Here is a 14,742-nt window from a genome sequence, read left to right on the forward strand (position 1 = left end):
TAACTTCAAACTCCTTTGTTTATTCGTAGACGTATTACTAACGCTTGCCGATTCGTTGTAAACGCAAGTGGCTGATAAACCAGTACCGTAATTCGCTTACCTTTGGTTAGTGATCCCAGACATTTCATTGACTCGCTCATGTACGGCTTTTTTACTTTTTATACCACCCCAAATGGAGTTGGATATGTCGGACTTACCAACCAAATTTCTGAGTAAGGAATCTTTGCTTTCGAAGGATCGCATCGGAGCCATGCTCTTTATGCTTGCATGTTTATGCTATGGCTACCAAACCACGCTGATTCCTTTGTTCCCCGGTGACGAGTACGAACCCTTCACAGCAAGAACCTTACCTATCCTGCTAACGTTTATCGGCATTGGCCTTTCGTTGATCCTGCTTATAACCGGACAGCCGGATAAAAAAGTTACATGCGACACTACGCCGCTGAACTGGAAACTGCTTATTGGCTTCTTGGTGTTAATGGCTCTGTACGGTGTTGGACTGACTTATCTTGGCTTTGTTTTAGCAACCAGCTTCTTCTTACTTGCAGGCTTTTACCTACTGGGTGAGCGCCGCAAAGCTGTCTTATTTGGCGCGTCGTTTCCTTTCGTTATCGCGTTCTTTCTTTTATTAACTCAAGGCTTAGATATCTACCTAGAGCCTGGTTTAATCTTCACTCTTTGGTAGGGATAACATTATGTTAGACGGAATTTTACAAGGACTTTCTACCGCCGTGATGCCAATGAACATCATGATGGTAATTGTTGGCTGTTTTGTTGGTACCTTTATTGGAATGCTACCGGGACTCGGTCCAATTTCAGCAATCGCGTTGATGATCCCGATTACATACGGCCTAGATCCTTCTTCTGGCCTAATCTTGATGGCTGGTGTGTACTACGGCGCTGTATTTGGTGGCTCGACGTCATCCATCTTAATCAATGCTCCGGGTTGTTCTTCAACGGTAGTAACCGCGTTTGACGGCTACCCGATGGCTCAAAAAGGCCAAGCAGGTAAAGCACTTGCTCTCGCGGCTTACTCTTCTTTCACAGGCGGTACGCTTTCAGCAATCATGCTTTTGATTGCCGCACCGGCTCTAGCAAGCGTGTCACTGAGCTTCCAGTCTTCAGACTACTTTGCGTTGATGCTATTAGGTTTGTCCGCTGTAGCGGCGTTTGCAGGCCCAGGTCAGGTAGTCAAAGCGTGGATGATGACTATTCTTGGTTTGATGCTATCAACTGTAGGTATCGACAAAGGTGTTGGCGTTGAACGGTTCACTTTTGGCCTTACGGATCTGATGGATGGCTTTAGCTTCCTATTATTAGCGATGGCAACATTCGCACTGGGTGAAACCTTGATGGGTATTCTAAAACCAGAGCAAGACACCAGCGCGGAAGAAAGCCAAAAGATGTCGGATATTGGTAGCATGAAGGTCACCAAAGAAGAGTTCAAAGAAGTGGCACCAGTTTCAATTCGATCTTCTATTCTCGGTTTCTTTACCGGTGTTCTACCGGGCGCAGGTGCCACTATTGCGGCATTCCTAAGCTACGGTATGGAGCGTAGCCTCGCGCCAAAAGACAAGCAGAAAGAGTTCGGTAAAGGCAGTATCCGTGGTCTTGTTGCTCCTGAATCAGCAAACAACGCCGCTTCAAGTGGTTCATTCGTTCCGCTACTAACGCTGGGTATTCCGGGCTCTGGTACAACTGCGATTATGCTTGGTGCATTGATTGCCTACGGTATTCAGCCTGGTCCTCGCTTGTTCGTTGAACACCCAGACGTATTTTGGTCGGTGATTATCTCGATGTACTTTGGCAACATCGTGCTGGTTATCTTAAACCTACCGTTGATCCCATATATCTCTAAACTGCTAGCGGTACCTAGAACGGTTCTACTGCCAATGATTATCTTCTTCTCAATCACTGGCGTGTACTTGGTGTCATTCAACACGATGGACGTATTTGTGATGCTACTGGTAGCGATGGCTGCGATAGCATTAAGGCTAGCCAACTTCCCATTGGCACCATTACTGTTAGGCTTCATATTGGGCGGCTTGATGGAAGAGAACCTAAGACGAGCATTGATGATCAGCGATGGTGAGTTGAACTTCTTATGGGAACGCCCTATTACGATGACCTTCACTATTCTGGCGGTATTGGTGCTGTCTAGCCCGATTCTAGTGAAACTATTTAAGAGTTTTAGAGCGAAGCCAGTAGAAGTGTAAAGCTTTATCGAATCAACTAAACCTCAACGAAAGGAGCCATTGGCTCCTTTTTTCATTTAAAGCCTCAATTAAAACCAGCGGTTAAAGATGGTAGCAAACTCACAAACCTATCTTTACAACACACATGGCGCTGATATTCATAACAAATTCAAGTAAGGTAACCAGTTAGTTAACGTATTGGATTCTAAAACTATGGATTGGTTGATGCTATTCTTATCAGGGGTGGTTGGCGGTGTGCTTAACTCCATTGCGGGTGGCGGCAGCTTCATCACTTTCCCTGCTTTGTTATTTGCTGGCGTTCCACCAATGGCAGCCAACGCGACCAACACCTTTGCTTCATGCGCTGGTTACATCAGTGGTGCTTACGCACTGCGCCACGAAATTCAATCTGGTACCAAACAACTCAAGCTCGTTGTTGGGCTATGCGTAATTGGCGGCGGCATTGGTGCATTTTTACTACTACACACGCCAGAAGCGCTATTTACCCAATCCGTACCTTGGTTATTACTGTTCGCCGCTCTGCTTTTTACCTTTGGTGGCACTCTCAACAAATGGCTAAAGAAAGTAACCGCTAAACATAAGCACGCCACCAGCGCAGGGGCGTTCTTTTCCGCTGTATTGCTTTTGATCGTGTGTGTTTATGGTGGTTATTTTAATGCAGGCTTAGGCATTGTGACATTGAGCTACTTGGCGCTGGCTGGTTACACCAACATCAACGTGATGAATGGCATCAAACTGCTCGTGTCCGCGTGTGCTTCCCTCGCAGCGATCGTATTTTTTATCGTCAATGGTTCGATTGATTGGCCGTCTGGCATGGCTGTATTATTGGGTACATTGGTTGGTGGTTATTATTCAGCAAAAATCTCTCGCCGCATCCCTCAACACTATGTTCGAACCACAGTGATCATCGCGAGCTTTTTGATCACCGCTTACTTTTTCTATGCTAATTAGACGTTCGGTTTAATAAGACTTGCAACTGAAAAGATAAAGCCAAAAGACTCCACCCTGCTCATACCGATTTGGCTATTTTATTACTTATAAAATAGCCAAGCCAAAATGTGTGAGACGAGTCCTTCAATTAGCAAATTTGATAACAATTTAGACTGTTTTTTAGCCTTTATTTTTCCAAGGGTGGGATACTTCTCCTGTCGAAAGTGAGACTTCATTAGGAGGCGTTATGAACATTAAACTCGGTCATGTCATGTCATCAAGTCGACTCATTTGCTTTGTCGCTTTTCTTGCTGCCACATTCGCGTGGATCCTAAAAATGCCCGCTCTGTTTTCTGTGTCAGCGCTATTCTTACTTACCAGTGCAATCGTTTATGTCGCCGATCTTTGGAAGAATCAAAGAAAGAACCGCGAAGCTTAGCCATTTACGGTTTAAATCGAACGAATTAAAAAAGGAGCTCATAGGCTCCTTTTGTGTTTTTCGCTTATCTAATTAGCCGTGCTAATCGCCGACGCCTTATTTAGCGACGGTTCTTTCTAGCGACGTCTTCTTGTTAACGACGGAAATTACGACCGTTACCGCCACGGCGCTCTTTAAATGCAGACGCAGCTTTAGCTTGAGAGGCATGGATAGACTCAACCGTTAGTTCCATCGGCTCACGAGGCTCTAGCCCATGGCGGAATGTACGTGAACGCGGAGGCATCTGGTATTCGATGTCCGATGCTTTAGGCATGCGCTTGAAACGGTAAAGGTAGAAGTTTTCAACCTTCTCACGAGCCCATTCGGTTTTCTTCAGGTATTTAACTGCGCTTGCCACTGTAGGCTTAGTGTTAAAGCAGTTCATACGCATTGCCGCATCTAAAATTTCCCAACCATAATGATCCACTAATTCAGTGATCATGGTTTCAAGCTTTAAGCCGTGTAGCGGGTTATTTTGTTGCAGTTCGATTCTTTCTTCTTCAGTCATAACATTACCTTTTTCAAGGCAACTAAAGGCCTTGAATTTACTCTAGAACACCGTCATCACTGACCGCTTCTAGCTCAATCATTTGGGCATTATTTCCATTGCCCTTGTTTATGTCTTTATGATGGCATAAAGCATGTGCGTTATCCTATTTATCTTTTCATTTAATTTTAAAATGGTTATTTAACGTCCAGATCATCATTAACAGCACTTTAGTTAAGCAATAGCGCATACGCTATTAACTGGCAGACGTATTCGATGCGTTAATGAGTAAAAGAGCCTATAAACACGCTTGGTCACTGAATGAGGTGATGGCCTATATAGAAGCAAACACTGGTTCAATGTTTGACCCAGAGTGGGTTGAAGCGCCTAAACAAAACCTAGACAGCTTTATGGCCATTCGAGATCAATACAACGACGATGTACAACCACATATCATGACCGCCTAAGCGATAATTAGTTGTGTGTTTGAAGTGACCATCTAAAAATACGCAAACCAACAAAAAAGGATGCCACTGAGGCATCCTTTTGTTTTCTAGTTTGCAGCTGAAAGAACAAATTTGTTCTCTACTGATTCTAACTAACGATTATACGTCGTAAGTTGTAGAAGCAGTATCGCCGCCTGTACCAGTCCAGTTTGTGTGGAAGAATTCACCACGTGGACGGTCAGTACGCTCGTAAGTGTGAGCACCGAAGTAGTCACGTTGAGCTTGAAGCAGGTTCGCTGGTAGACGTGCAGTTGTGTAACCGTCTAGGAAAGATAGCGCAGAAATCGTACATGGCATTGGGATACCAGACTCTAGAGATTTCGCTGCTACTTTACGCCATGCCACTAGGCTGCCTTGTAGGATGTTTTTGAAGTACTCGTCAGAACCTAGGAACGCGATGTCTGGGTTTGCTTCGTACGCATCACGTATGTTGCCTAGGAATGCAGAACGGATGATACAACCACCACGCCACATTAGCGCTACGTTACCGTAGTTTAGGTCCCAGCCGTTTTCGTTCGACGCTTCACGCATTAGCATGAAACCTTGAGCGTAAGAGATGATCTTAGAAGCCAGTAGAGCTTGACGTAGTGCATCAACCCACTCTTGCTTGTCGCCTTCAACTGGAGTGATTGTCTTCTCAAACAAAGCTTCAGCTTCAACACGTTGGTCTTTAAGAGCAGACAGGCAACGAGAGAATACAGACTCAGAGATCAGTGTTAGTGGGATACCTAGGTCTAGTGCGTTGATACCCGTCCACTTACCCGTACCTTTTTGGCCTGCAGTGTCTAGGATCTTCTCAACTAGCGCTTCACCGTCTTCATCTTTGTAGCCAAGGATGTCAGCAGTGATTTCAACTAGGTAGCTGTCTAGCTCAGTCTTGTTCCAGTCAGCGAATACTGCTTGCATCTCGTCAGCAGACATACCTAGGCCATCTTTCATGAACTGGTATGCTTCAGTGATAAGCTGCATGTCACCGTATTCGATGCCGTTGTGTACCATCTTAACGAAGTGACCAGCACCGTCGTTACCAACCCAGTCACAGCAAGGCTCACCAGCGTCAGTTTTTGCCGAGATACCTTGGAAGATTGGCTTAACCGCTTCCCAAGCTTCAGCCGCACCACCTGGCATGATTGAAGGACCGAAACGAGCACCTTCTTCACCACCAGATACACCAGTACCGATGAAGTGGATGCCTTTCTCACGACAATGCGCTACTCGACGGTTAGTGTCTGGGTAGTTAGTGTTACCACCATCAATGATGATGTCGCCTTCGTCTAGAAGTGGGATTAGATTTTCGATGAACGTGTCTACAACGTCACCAGCACGAACCATAAGCATCACTTTACGTGGCGCTTCTAGCTTCTCAACTAGCTCTTCTAGAGAGTAAGCACCAACAATGTTAGTACCTTTAGCTGGGCCTTCTAGGAACTCGTCTACTTTAGCAGCAGTACGGTTATGAGCCACAACTTTGAAGCCGTGGTCGTTCATGTTTAGGATAAGGTTCTGACCCATTACTGCTAGGCCAATTACACCGATATCACCTTTCATTATTTATATCTCCTTGCGGCTATTCGCACTTATGCGATAGCACTTGCTGCATTTGAATCTAGGAACCACTCTGTCTCGCCAGTTTTAGACTGGATTTTCGCTGCCGGGTAAGGCAACTCTGAAGCAGGAGTAGTATGAATTTCTTTAACGATCTCAACTTTACCTGCACCCAGTACTAGGTAGCTGATTCGTTTTGCTGCTTCTAAAACTTTTGCGGTTTTAGAAACACGGATTTGACCAGACTCAGGGTGAGAAGCCAGTACAGACAGGTTCTCATCTTGGTAGTTGGTTGCGCCCGGGAATAGTGAAGCTGTGTGACCGTCTGCGCCAACACCAAGCAGAATCCAATCGAATACAGGCGTGCCGTTTTCTGTTGGGATTACGTCTGCCATCTCTTTTGCGAAACGCTCTGCTTCTGCTTTTGGTTCATCCTCACCACGGATGCGGTGGATGTTTTCAGCAGGAAGGTTTACTTGAGTAAACTCTTTTAGTTTTGAAAATAAGAGCGCGTTTGCTTCACCGAAATTGCTTTCAGCGTCGTCTGGTACAACGCAACGTTCGTCGCCCCACCAGAAGTGAAGGTTATTCCATTGAATACCTTCCGCGTATGGCGCCTGTGCTAAAAGTTTGAAAAGCATTTTTGGCGTGCTGCCACCAGACAGTGAAATGTGAACAGGTTTGCCCTGCTCGCTGTATGCTTTCATTTCATTTGCTAGGTTTTCAACAACCAGTTCAGGCGTTGCAAAGATCTTGTGATTGATCATAGTTCGCAGTAATCCGTGTCTGTTAAGTTTTTGCATGGGAAACGCCATGCGCGGCCATCACGTTGCAGAAGTTCATCTGCTTCCTGTGGGCCCCAAGTACCACAAGCATAGCCAAACAGTGCTTGAGGATCTTGCTTGAAGTCTAAGATTGGTTGAACGTACTTCCAACATGCTTCTACCGCATCGGTACGTGCAAACAGAGTCGCATCACCGTTCAGTGCATCAAGAAGAAGACGCTCATAAGCCGTCAGCATCTGAGTTTCAGGCAAGTCAGAGTAAGAGAAGTTCATTTTCACTTCTTTTGCTTTGAAGCCTGCGCCTGGCTCTTTCAAACCAAAGCTCATCTGAATACCTTCATCCGGTTGGATGCGGATAATCAGCTTGTTCTCTGGTGCATCTTGACCAAATACTGGGTGTGGCGTGTTCTTAAAGTGAATCACGATTTCAGTCACACGTGTTGGTAAGCGTTTACCTGTACGTACGTAGAAAGGAACACCATTCCAACGCCAGTTATTGATGTGAGCTTTCAAGCCGATGTAAGTCTCGGTACGAGAATCATCCGCTACACCATGCTCTTCACGGTAACCTAGTAGGTGCTGACCACGAACATCTGATGCTGTATACTGACCTAATACTAAGTCTTTACGCAGATCATCTTCTTCTAATGGTTTCAGACACTGAAGCACTTTAACCACTTCATCACGAATAGAATCAGCGTTAATTTGTGCAGGCGGCTCCATACCTACCATCGCTAGCACTTGCAGCAGGTGGTTTTGGAACATGTCGCGAACTGCGCCAGAACCGTCGTAGTATCCGCCACGCTCTTCAACGCCAAGGAACTCAGCACCTGTGATTTCAACGTATTCAATGAAGTTACGGTTCCACAGTGGTTCAAACATCGCGTTTGAGAAACGAAGCACTAGAAGGTTTTGAACCGTCTCTTTACCAAGGTAATGGTCGATACGGTAGATCTGGTGTTCTTGGAAGTGATGATGGATCTCTTCATCCAACGCTTGAGCTGATGCTAAGTCGTAACCAAATGGTTTTTCGATGATCAGACGACGCCAGCCGTTCGATTCATCGTTAAGGCCATGCGCAGCAAGGTTTGCTGGAATCACACCGTATAGGCTTGGCGGGGTTGCCAAGTAGAACAATGTGTTATGGTTTTCGAATTGGTAGTCTTGCTCAAGCTTGTCTAGACGTTGTGCTAAACGAGCATAGTCGTCTACATCTGAAGTATTGATCGCTTGGTAATGCAGATGTTCAATAAATGCATTCAGCGTCTCTGGTTCAGTTTTTTCCATTTCCTGAAGAGACTTCTTCAGCTTCTCACGGTAAGACTCATCGCTGTACTCAGTACGGCTCACTCCAAGAATCGCAAAGGATTCTGGTAGTTGATTGCTAGCATACAGGTGGTATAGAGCAGGAATTAACTTGCGGTAAGTTAGATCTCCCGACGCACCAAAAATAACGATGCTGCTGTTTTCAGGTATTACCATCATCTTTCCTATAAAAACAAGGTTTTTAGTATTCGCCAAAGGTATCAGCGACATACGAAAATAGATAATAGGTCTTAACTATTACATCAATAGTAAGCGCCTATTAAATTTGAGAATGCGTTTGGTAAACGAGGGTGAAAGCTATCACCTCTATTCGGGACAGTATTGTCTATGACTATTTGATTTACATCAACCACTGTGAAAGCAATCGATTAAATATTGACTCATTTCGAACAAATTCTAATCGATAGTTCCGTTCATTTGACCCGAGGGAGAAGCAAATCGGCATTCTCAAACAGTGTAGTCAAGAAAGAACGGTATCTGGTCGGTGGAGTGAGCAATAGGAAAGGGAGAAAAAGGTAAAACCAGCTTATTCAACTGGCTTTATATTTATTTTGATGGTGTCGTGTTTATCTTTGCGCTTTGTTGTAGCAGCGCTCCGGGCGACCTACGGTACCGTAATTTAAGTCTGCGACTAACTCACCAGTGGTAATCAAAAATTCTAAATAGCGTCTGGCGGTAGTTCGGCTAGCACCAATTCGTTCTCCGGCTTCATCGGCGGTAATATTAACGGCATCAGCTTGCTGAAAAATGGCTCTGATCTTATCCAACGTTACGCCATCAATGCCTTTGGGTAAGGTGGATACTTTTCCAGAGTCCGCTTTGGCATTGGCTTGCAGCATCTTATCAACCAAACCTTGATTCAAATCCGACACACTTTCAAACTCTTGCTGTTGAGATTGATACTTTTTCAGTGCCGCTTCCAAACGAGGGAACATTACTGGTTTCAATAGATAATCGACCACCCCACCACGCATTGCTTGCTGCAGCGTATCGACATCCCGAGCAGCAGTAATCAAGATAACGTCGCAGCCTTGATTGCTCCCTCTTACGTGATTAAGAATATCGAGCCCACACCCGTCCGGCAGATACACATCCAATAACACCAAATTCGGTTTTAAGATGTCCAGTTGCATCAGCGCTTCAGACTGTGTAGTGGCAATGCCGACCACGTCAAAGCCACCCATCTGTTCTAAATAACGATGGTGTAGCTCTGCAATCGCAATATCATCTTCAATGACCATGACTCTCGTGATTGCGTTCATTTATGTTCTTCCTTTAACCATGTTTTTTCCGTCACGATGATCTTCACAAGATCGCTTCGTGCTTAATTATTATTGTTCTTCTTTTGGCAAATAAACCGTCATTCGCGTGCCAAAATCTTGGTTGTCGACCATTTCAAGCTGCCCTTGATATCGGTCTGCCAGCTGCTTTATCAGATACAAACCCACACCACGATTTTGCTTCGCTTTGCTCGATACGCCTTTTTCGGTGAGTGCTTTGGTCGCCAACTCTTTCGGCAAACCGCACCCTTTGTCTTCTACTTCTACGATAATTTCATTACCAAAATCACTGATTGAAACTTCAATAACCCGACGCGCTGGCGCAATTTGACCCTCTTGCTTAATCGCCGTCATGGTGGCGTCAAAGGCGTTATCAATCAGGTTGCCAAGAATTGTGACAACGTCATCCGCGTTTAACCAGCTAGGCAGAGCTTCAAGCCTTGATCCCTCTTCCACTTTAAGCTCTAACCCAATCTCTCGAGCTCGCTCTGTTTTGCCTAAAAGCATGCCTGCAATAAGAGGGTCTTTCACCGTCTCTCTTAAGAACTCAATTAAGCTCTGGTAATGAGCGGTTTCTTGACCAATCAATTGTTGAACAGAATCCAACTCGCCCATCTGAATCAAGCCACTAATAGTGTTAAGCTTGTTTTGATGCTCGTGGGTTTGTGAACGCAGTAGATCAGCATATTCTTTGGTTTGTGAGAGCTGGTCTGTTAAATCGTTGATTTCATCTCGTAATCGGAAACTCGATACCGCCCCGACCACCTCACCTGCCACTATAATCGGGCTTCGGTTAGCAATGATTCGCTTATTGTTTAAATACAACTCAACATCGTGGTCGGTGTCGCCGGTTGATAGCAGTTGTTCTAAATCACTGCCTGGCAATACGTCAGAAAGGCGCTGTTGATTGAGTGCTTTATCCCTGTCTATCGATAAAATATCGCAGGCACTTTTATTAATAGAACGCAAAATGCCGTGCTTGTCGATGCTCAGAATGCCCTCTTTCACGGTACTCATGGTTACATCTAGCTCAACATACAACCGGCCTATCTCTTCAGGCTCAAAGCCCAAAATAGCGCGTTGAAAACGGCGAGATACATAACTCGAAATCAAAGCGTTGACCGCAACCACCAGCAACGCCATCACAATCAAAAAGGCTAAGTAAGGTTCGATTCGATCTTGCAACGAATCCAATAAGTAACCAACTGACACCACACCAATAACGGTACCTTGGGTGTCTTTTACCGCGGATTTACCACGAACTGAAAAACCCAGCGATCCTTTGGCTGTCGACACATAAGACTCGCCCAATACCAATGCTTTTTGGTTATCGCCACCACGCATGGGTTTGCCGAGCCTGTCATCGTAAGGGTGAATCAGGCGGATACCTTTATCATCTCCAACAACGATAAACGCCGCGCCAATGAGCTGAGTAAGGTTACGAAATTTAACTTGGGTTTTTTCAGACAAAACGTAGGGAACGCCATCAGGGTCCAACGTTCCATTTTCTTGAATAATGCTGGTGACAAGTGGCGATTCAGATAGAAATTCAGCAACACCTAACGCTTTCAAACCCATCTCTTGTTCTTGAGATTGTTTGATGTAGTAAAAACCAGCCGCTGCAAGAATCAAAAGTTCAACGAGGCCAGTGACCGTCATGATAATCAGTAACCTTTTACGGAAACTGATACTGCTCCATTTCATATTCCACCGTCCCTAGTGTTAGACGATCAATGTTAACACCAAGTTAATCGCATGACCTTTCTAGGGACGTGAATTTGTGACTGCTACTCAACTAAATAATTGAGCAGATTGTTAATTGATAATCCTTTACGTTGTTCATCTCGATTAATCGTTCATTTTTAGGACTGATTAGCTTAAAAACCAAAATAAACGAATAAATATTGAGCTAGATCACTAAGCTTTTAGGTGTTTTTTAGGTTGTTTAAAATAAATACAATTATAATGGTTGCATATGAAGAAGTTTATTGTTGCTAAGCCATAGGTCATGATTTTCAGACCGCGCTTTGAATCGAAACTTCGATTAACAAAATAGCAACAACCCTTCGCTCGCTGGACGTATCTATAACTAAAAATTGCACGCTCGCCGCTACGGTTGCTGAACAAACAGGTTATCTATCTAACCTCATTCACACATCCTTATTTACACTACTGGCCAGCATGACAATCAAGAGGCGCCTGATCAAATCAGCGCCCAATAATAAAACATTGATGAGCAGGAAGTATCGATCAGTGGCAACGTCCAATAGAAACAGGATAACAAACATAACGTATAAACATTGTTGAAAAGGAAACAAGGCAATGAAACGCGATAACTTTGGAATTTGTCTTACTAAGACTATGCTGTTCAAACACTTACAATCGACTTTTACTCACGTAAGAGCCTATGAGAAAGATGGCACCTCCCCACTCGATCTCAAGGTATTGTTAGCATTCCCGCAAATGTCAGGGAGAGATTTATTACAAACAATGCAAGGTTCAAGACAATTGGTATGGCGCGCCGATCACCATTGTCCTAGCTTTAAATAAGCCACTTCATTTTGTAAAAACACTTCTATACTGAACTTAAAGAGCATGCTTATGCGTGCTTTTTAAGTTTCATTTATCTTTGATATTCACGTCACTCAATCTTATTTACACTTGATTAACGAGTTATGAGAATTTCTATTCATATGAGACAATCTATTCAAGACAAATGACTATCGCCCTGTTAACATTAGAGTTAATACTCTAATTGGTATTTAATGCAGATGACCAAACCAAAATTCCGATACCTTGCGATCGCCAGTATGCTTCTCGGCACTATGGCTTCGCCAGGCTATGCAGCTCCGCTCACTTTTTCTAAAGCGTGGCAAATTCTCCAAGAGAACAACAACTCTCTTGCGGCTCAACAAGCCAACGTTGAACGTTATCAACACCTTCAGAACTCAACAAGTAGCCTCAATCTTCCTTCTATTACCTTAGGGGCTAACTACACGCACCTTGATAGTGATGTGACGATTAATGGTGAACAGTTTTCAGATAGCTTGAGTGGAGTAAACCCTGCTATATCCGCGATTTTGCGCCCTCTAGTTGGTGGCGTTACCTCAACGATTACCGAACAAGACATCTTTAGCTCTTCCATTCGTGCTGTGTGGCCTATCTTCACTGGTGGTCGAATAACCGCTGCGCAAAATGCGGCTGAAGGTAAAAGCGAAGAAGCGCAAAGCCAACTGTTGATGGAGAAACAAGCTCGCTACGAAGACTTAAGTAAGTATTACTTCTCGGTGATCTTAGCGGAAGACGTGGTGAGAACGCGTCAAGCCGTTGAAGCAGGCTTAACTCAGCATCGTGATTTCGCCATCAAGCTTGAACAGCAAGGACAAATCGCCCGAGTAGAACGCCTACAAGCCGATGCTTCTTTAGATAAAGCGATTGTAGAGCGCACGAAAGCTCAGAACGATCTTAAAATTGCGCAATTGGCGTTGACCCAAATCCTTGGTCAAAATGAAAGTGTAGAACCCTCTGAACAACTGTTTATCAATAAGAACCTGCCTCATATGGACGTGTTCATTGACCAGACACTCATGACCTACCCCGGCCTTAAGATTCTTGATGCAAAAGAGAAACAAGCAAGCAGCTTAATTAAAGCCGAGAAAGGTAAATACTACCCAGAGGTTTACCTTTATGGTGATTACAGCCTGTATGAAGATGACTCTCTAGCCAGTGAAATGAAACCCGATTGGTTGGTTGGCATTGGTGTGAATGTGCCACTGCTTGATACCTCTGGCCGTTCCGACAAAGTCGCTGCGGCTCACAGTGCCGTATCACAGGTTCAATTCCTTAAGTCACAAGCTAAGCAAGACTTAACCGTGTTGGTACAAAAGACTTACCTTGAAGCAAACCAAGCCATTGAAGAGGTTCAAGGCCTAAACTCGAGCTTGTCTTTAGCTCAGGAAAACCTATTACTTCGTAAAAAAGCCTTCACACAAGGGTTATCTAACTCATTAGAAGTGGTTGATGCCGAGCTTTATCTTGCGAGCATTAAAACCCAGCAATCTGCTGCTCGCTTCAAATACCTAATCTCTCTCAACAAGCTGTTAGCGCTAACCAGCGAAATGAATGCTTACTCCAGTTACTTAACCTCCTCTGTTCCGTCTGATTTCGACTCAAAAACAGACACCGTTAGCCAGTCAAAAGGATAATTCATGAAACCTATTAAGCCCCTTCTTCTATCTTTAGTTGGTATCGGCGTTATTGGCTGGGTCGGATACAGTTTCTATCAAGCTTATCAACCTCAGCCGGTTAAGCTTCAAGGTCAAATCGATGTGCAGCAATACAGCATCTCATCGAAAGTACCTGGCAGAATTGATGAAATATTCGTGCGCAAAGGCGATTCGGTTGAAAAAGGCGAATTGATCTTCTCTCTACTAAGCCCTGAGATTGATGCGAAGCTAGAGCAAGCAAAAGCTGGTCAGAAAGCCGCTGGTGCATTAGCACAAGAAGCAGAGAATGGCGCGCGTACTCAACAGATCCAAGCGGCTAAAGACCAATGGTTGAAAGCCAAAGCAGCTGCCGATCTGATGGACAAAACCTACCAACGTGTAAACAACCTTTACAACGATGGTGTGGTTGCCGAGCAGAAGCGTGATGAAGCCAAAACACAGTGGCAAGCGGCGAAGTACACCGAAAGCGCTGCATTCCAAATGTATCAATTAGCGCAAGAAGGTGCGCGTGACGAAACCAAAGTGGCCGCCGCTCAAAAAGCGTTAATGGCAGCGGGTGCGGTAGCGGAAGTTGAAGCTTACGCAAAAGACACACAGATCCACAGCTGGTTTAATGGCGAAGTCTCTCAGGTTCTATTGAGCAGTGGAGAACTTGCACCACAAGGCTTCCCTGTTGTGACTGTTATCGACACCAAGGATGCTTGGGCTGTGCTCAATGTTCGTGAAGACATGCTTAAGCATTTCGAGAAAGGCAGCCAGTTTGAGGCGTACCTACCGGCTCTGGATAAATCATTAACTTTCCAAGTAACTCACATCGCCGTAATGGGTGATTTCGCAACTTGGCGCTCAACAGACGCAGCACAAGGCTTCGATTTACGTACTTTTGAAGTAGAAGCACACCCTGTCGATACGAGCGAAACACTGCGTATGGGCATGAGCCTAGTGGTTGAGCTTTAGGTGACTT

The 14,742-nt window shown here is 44.7% G+C and carries 13 protein-coding genes and 1 pseudogene; 8 read left to right on the forward strand and 6 right to left on the reverse strand.

Features of this window, described 5'->3' with window-relative positions:
- Positions 1-184 precede the first annotated feature (184 nt).
- The 4 genes from AB4585_RS16195 (at position 185) to AB4585_RS16210 (ending at position 3,585) form a co-directional block, all read left to right on the forward strand.
- A complete protein-coding gene (locus AB4585_RS16195; RefSeq protein ID WP_004733594.1) occupies positions 185-685 on the forward strand; it encodes a tripartite tricarboxylate transporter TctB family protein in 501 nt (166 codons plus the stop codon).
- A gap of 10 nt (positions 686-695) precedes the next feature.
- Positions 696-2,216: a tripartite tricarboxylate transporter permease gene (locus AB4585_RS16200; protein WP_372170254.1), complete on the forward strand. Its 1,521-nt coding sequence runs from the start codon at positions 696-698 to the stop codon at positions 2,214-2,216.
- Between the two features lie 192 nt (positions 2,217-2,408).
- Positions 2,409-3,167, forward strand: a complete 759-nt coding sequence (locus AB4585_RS16205) for a sulfite exporter TauE/SafE family protein (protein ID WP_372170256.1) — start codon at positions 2,409-2,411, stop codon at positions 3,165-3,167.
- A gap of 226 nt (positions 3,168-3,393) precedes the next feature.
- Positions 3,394-3,585, forward strand: coding sequence for a hypothetical protein (locus tag AB4585_RS16210; RefSeq protein WP_372170259.1), 192 nt, complete (start codon positions 3,394-3,396; stop codon positions 3,583-3,585).
- 133 nt (positions 3,586-3,718) lie between these two features.
- Here the strand turns inward: AB4585_RS16210 and AB4585_RS16215 are convergent, their stop codons facing one another.
- Complete coding sequence (locus AB4585_RS16215; RefSeq protein WP_010438513.1) at positions 3,719-4,132, reverse strand: VF530 family DNA-binding protein; 414 nt, start codon at positions 4,130-4,132, stop codon at positions 3,719-3,721.
- A gap of 239 nt (positions 4,133-4,371) precedes the next feature.
- Between AB4585_RS16215 and AB4585_RS16220 the strand changes: the two are divergent.
- Positions 4,372-4,578, forward strand: a pseudogene (locus tag AB4585_RS16220) (metal-dependent phosphohydrolase); the annotation flags it as partial.
- Positions 4,579-4,716: 138 nt separating this feature from the next.
- Here the strand turns inward: AB4585_RS16220 and gnd are convergent.
- The 5 genes from gnd to AB4585_RS16245 form a co-directional block, all read right to left on the reverse strand.
- On the reverse strand, positions 4,717-6,165 hold the full coding sequence (gene gnd, locus AB4585_RS16225; protein WP_017059712.1) for a decarboxylating NADP(+)-dependent phosphogluconate dehydrogenase: 1,449 nt from the start codon (positions 6,163-6,165) through the stop codon (positions 4,717-4,719).
- A gap of 29 nt (positions 6,166-6,194) precedes the next feature.
- Positions 6,195-6,929: a 6-phosphogluconolactonase gene (gene pgl / locus AB4585_RS16230; protein WP_017066266.1), complete on the reverse strand. Its 735-nt coding sequence runs from the start codon at positions 6,927-6,929 to the stop codon at positions 6,195-6,197.
- Positions 6,926-8,428, reverse strand: a complete 1,503-nt coding sequence (gene zwf / locus AB4585_RS16235) for a glucose-6-phosphate dehydrogenase (RefSeq protein ID WP_017059714.1) — start codon at positions 8,426-8,428, stop codon at positions 6,926-6,928. Before zwf ends, pgl begins: the two co-directional genes overlap by 4 nt.
- Positions 8,429-8,838: 410 nt before the next feature.
- Entirely contained in the window at positions 8,839-9,534 is a 696-nt protein-coding gene (locus tag AB4585_RS16240; RefSeq protein ID WP_017069356.1) for a response regulator, read from the reverse strand.
- Positions 9,535-9,603: 69 nt separating this feature from the next.
- Complete coding sequence (locus AB4585_RS16245) at positions 9,604-11,256, reverse strand: ATP-binding protein (RefSeq protein WP_372136874.1); 1,653 nt, start codon at positions 11,254-11,256, stop codon at positions 9,604-9,606.
- A gap of 618 nt (positions 11,257-11,874) precedes the next feature.
- Between AB4585_RS16245 and AB4585_RS16250 the strand changes: the two genes are divergently transcribed.
- From AB4585_RS16250 to AB4585_RS16260, 3 genes are all read left to right on the forward strand, one after another.
- The gene (locus tag AB4585_RS16250; protein WP_009846577.1) at positions 11,875-12,102 is read left to right on the forward strand and encodes a hypothetical protein; all 228 of its coding nucleotides are present in this window, start codon (positions 11,875-11,877) and stop codon (positions 12,100-12,102) included.
- A gap of 215 nt (positions 12,103-12,317) precedes the next feature.
- A complete protein-coding gene (locus tag AB4585_RS16255) occupies positions 12,318-13,757 on the forward strand; it encodes a TolC family protein (RefSeq protein ID WP_372170262.1) in 1,440 nt (479 codons plus the stop codon).
- Positions 13,758-13,760: 3 nt separating this feature from the next.
- Entirely contained in the window at positions 13,761-14,735 is a 975-nt protein-coding gene (locus AB4585_RS16260; protein WP_017070946.1) for an HlyD family secretion protein, read from the forward strand.
- Positions 14,736-14,742: the final 7 nt, after the last annotated feature.

It is taken from the genome of Vibrio sp. 10N.222.49.C9 (genome assembly GCF_041474985.1).
In the GTDB taxonomy this organism is placed as follows: Bacteria; Pseudomonadota; Gammaproteobacteria; order Enterobacterales; family Vibrionaceae; genus Vibrio; species Vibrio crassostreae_C.

Bases quoted from the DNA above. Each gene is read 5' to 3' on its own strand.
- AB4585_RS16205 (WP_372170256.1), top strand. From the start codon at position 2,409: ATGGATTGGTTGATGCTATTCTTATCAGGGGTGGTTGGCGGTGTGCTT.
- AB4585_RS16215 (WP_010438513.1), bottom strand. From the start codon at position 4,132: ATGACTGAAGAAGAAAGAATCGAACTGCAACAAAATAACCCGCTACAC.
- AB4585_RS16260 (WP_017070946.1), top strand. From the start codon at position 13,761: ATGAAACCTATTAAGCCCCTTCTTCTATCTTTAGTTGGTATCGGCGTT.
- zwf (WP_017059714.1), bottom strand. From the start codon at position 8,428: ATGGTAATACCTGAAAACAGCAGCATCGTTATTTTTGGTGCGTCGGGA.
- pgl (WP_017066266.1), bottom strand. From the start codon at position 6,929: ATGATCAATCACAAGATCTTTGCAACGCCTGAACTGGTTGTTGAAAAC.
- AB4585_RS16240 (WP_017069356.1), bottom strand. From the start codon at position 9,534: ATGAACGCAATCACGAGAGTCATGGTCATTGAAGATGATATTGCGATT.
- AB4585_RS16210 (WP_372170259.1), top strand. From the start codon at position 3,394: ATGAACATTAAACTCGGTCATGTCATGTCATCAAGTCGACTCATTTGC.
- AB4585_RS16255 (WP_372170262.1), top strand. From the start codon at position 12,318: ATGCAGATGACCAAACCAAAATTCCGATACCTTGCGATCGCCAGTATG.
- AB4585_RS16250 (WP_009846577.1), top strand. From the start codon at position 11,875: ATGAAACGCGATAACTTTGGAATTTGTCTTACTAAGACTATGCTGTTC.
- gnd (WP_017059712.1), bottom strand. From the start codon at position 6,165: ATGAAAGGTGATATCGGTGTAATTGGCCTAGCAGTAATGGGTCAGAAC.
- AB4585_RS16245 (WP_372136874.1), bottom strand. From the start codon at position 11,256: ATGAAATGGAGCAGTATCAGTTTCCGTAAAAGGTTACTGATTATCATG.
- AB4585_RS16200 (WP_372170254.1), top strand. From the start codon at position 696: ATGTTAGACGGAATTTTACAAGGACTTTCTACCGCCGTGATGCCAATG.
- AB4585_RS16195 (WP_004733594.1), top strand. From the start codon at position 185: ATGTCGGACTTACCAACCAAATTTCTGAGTAAGGAATCTTTGCTTTCG.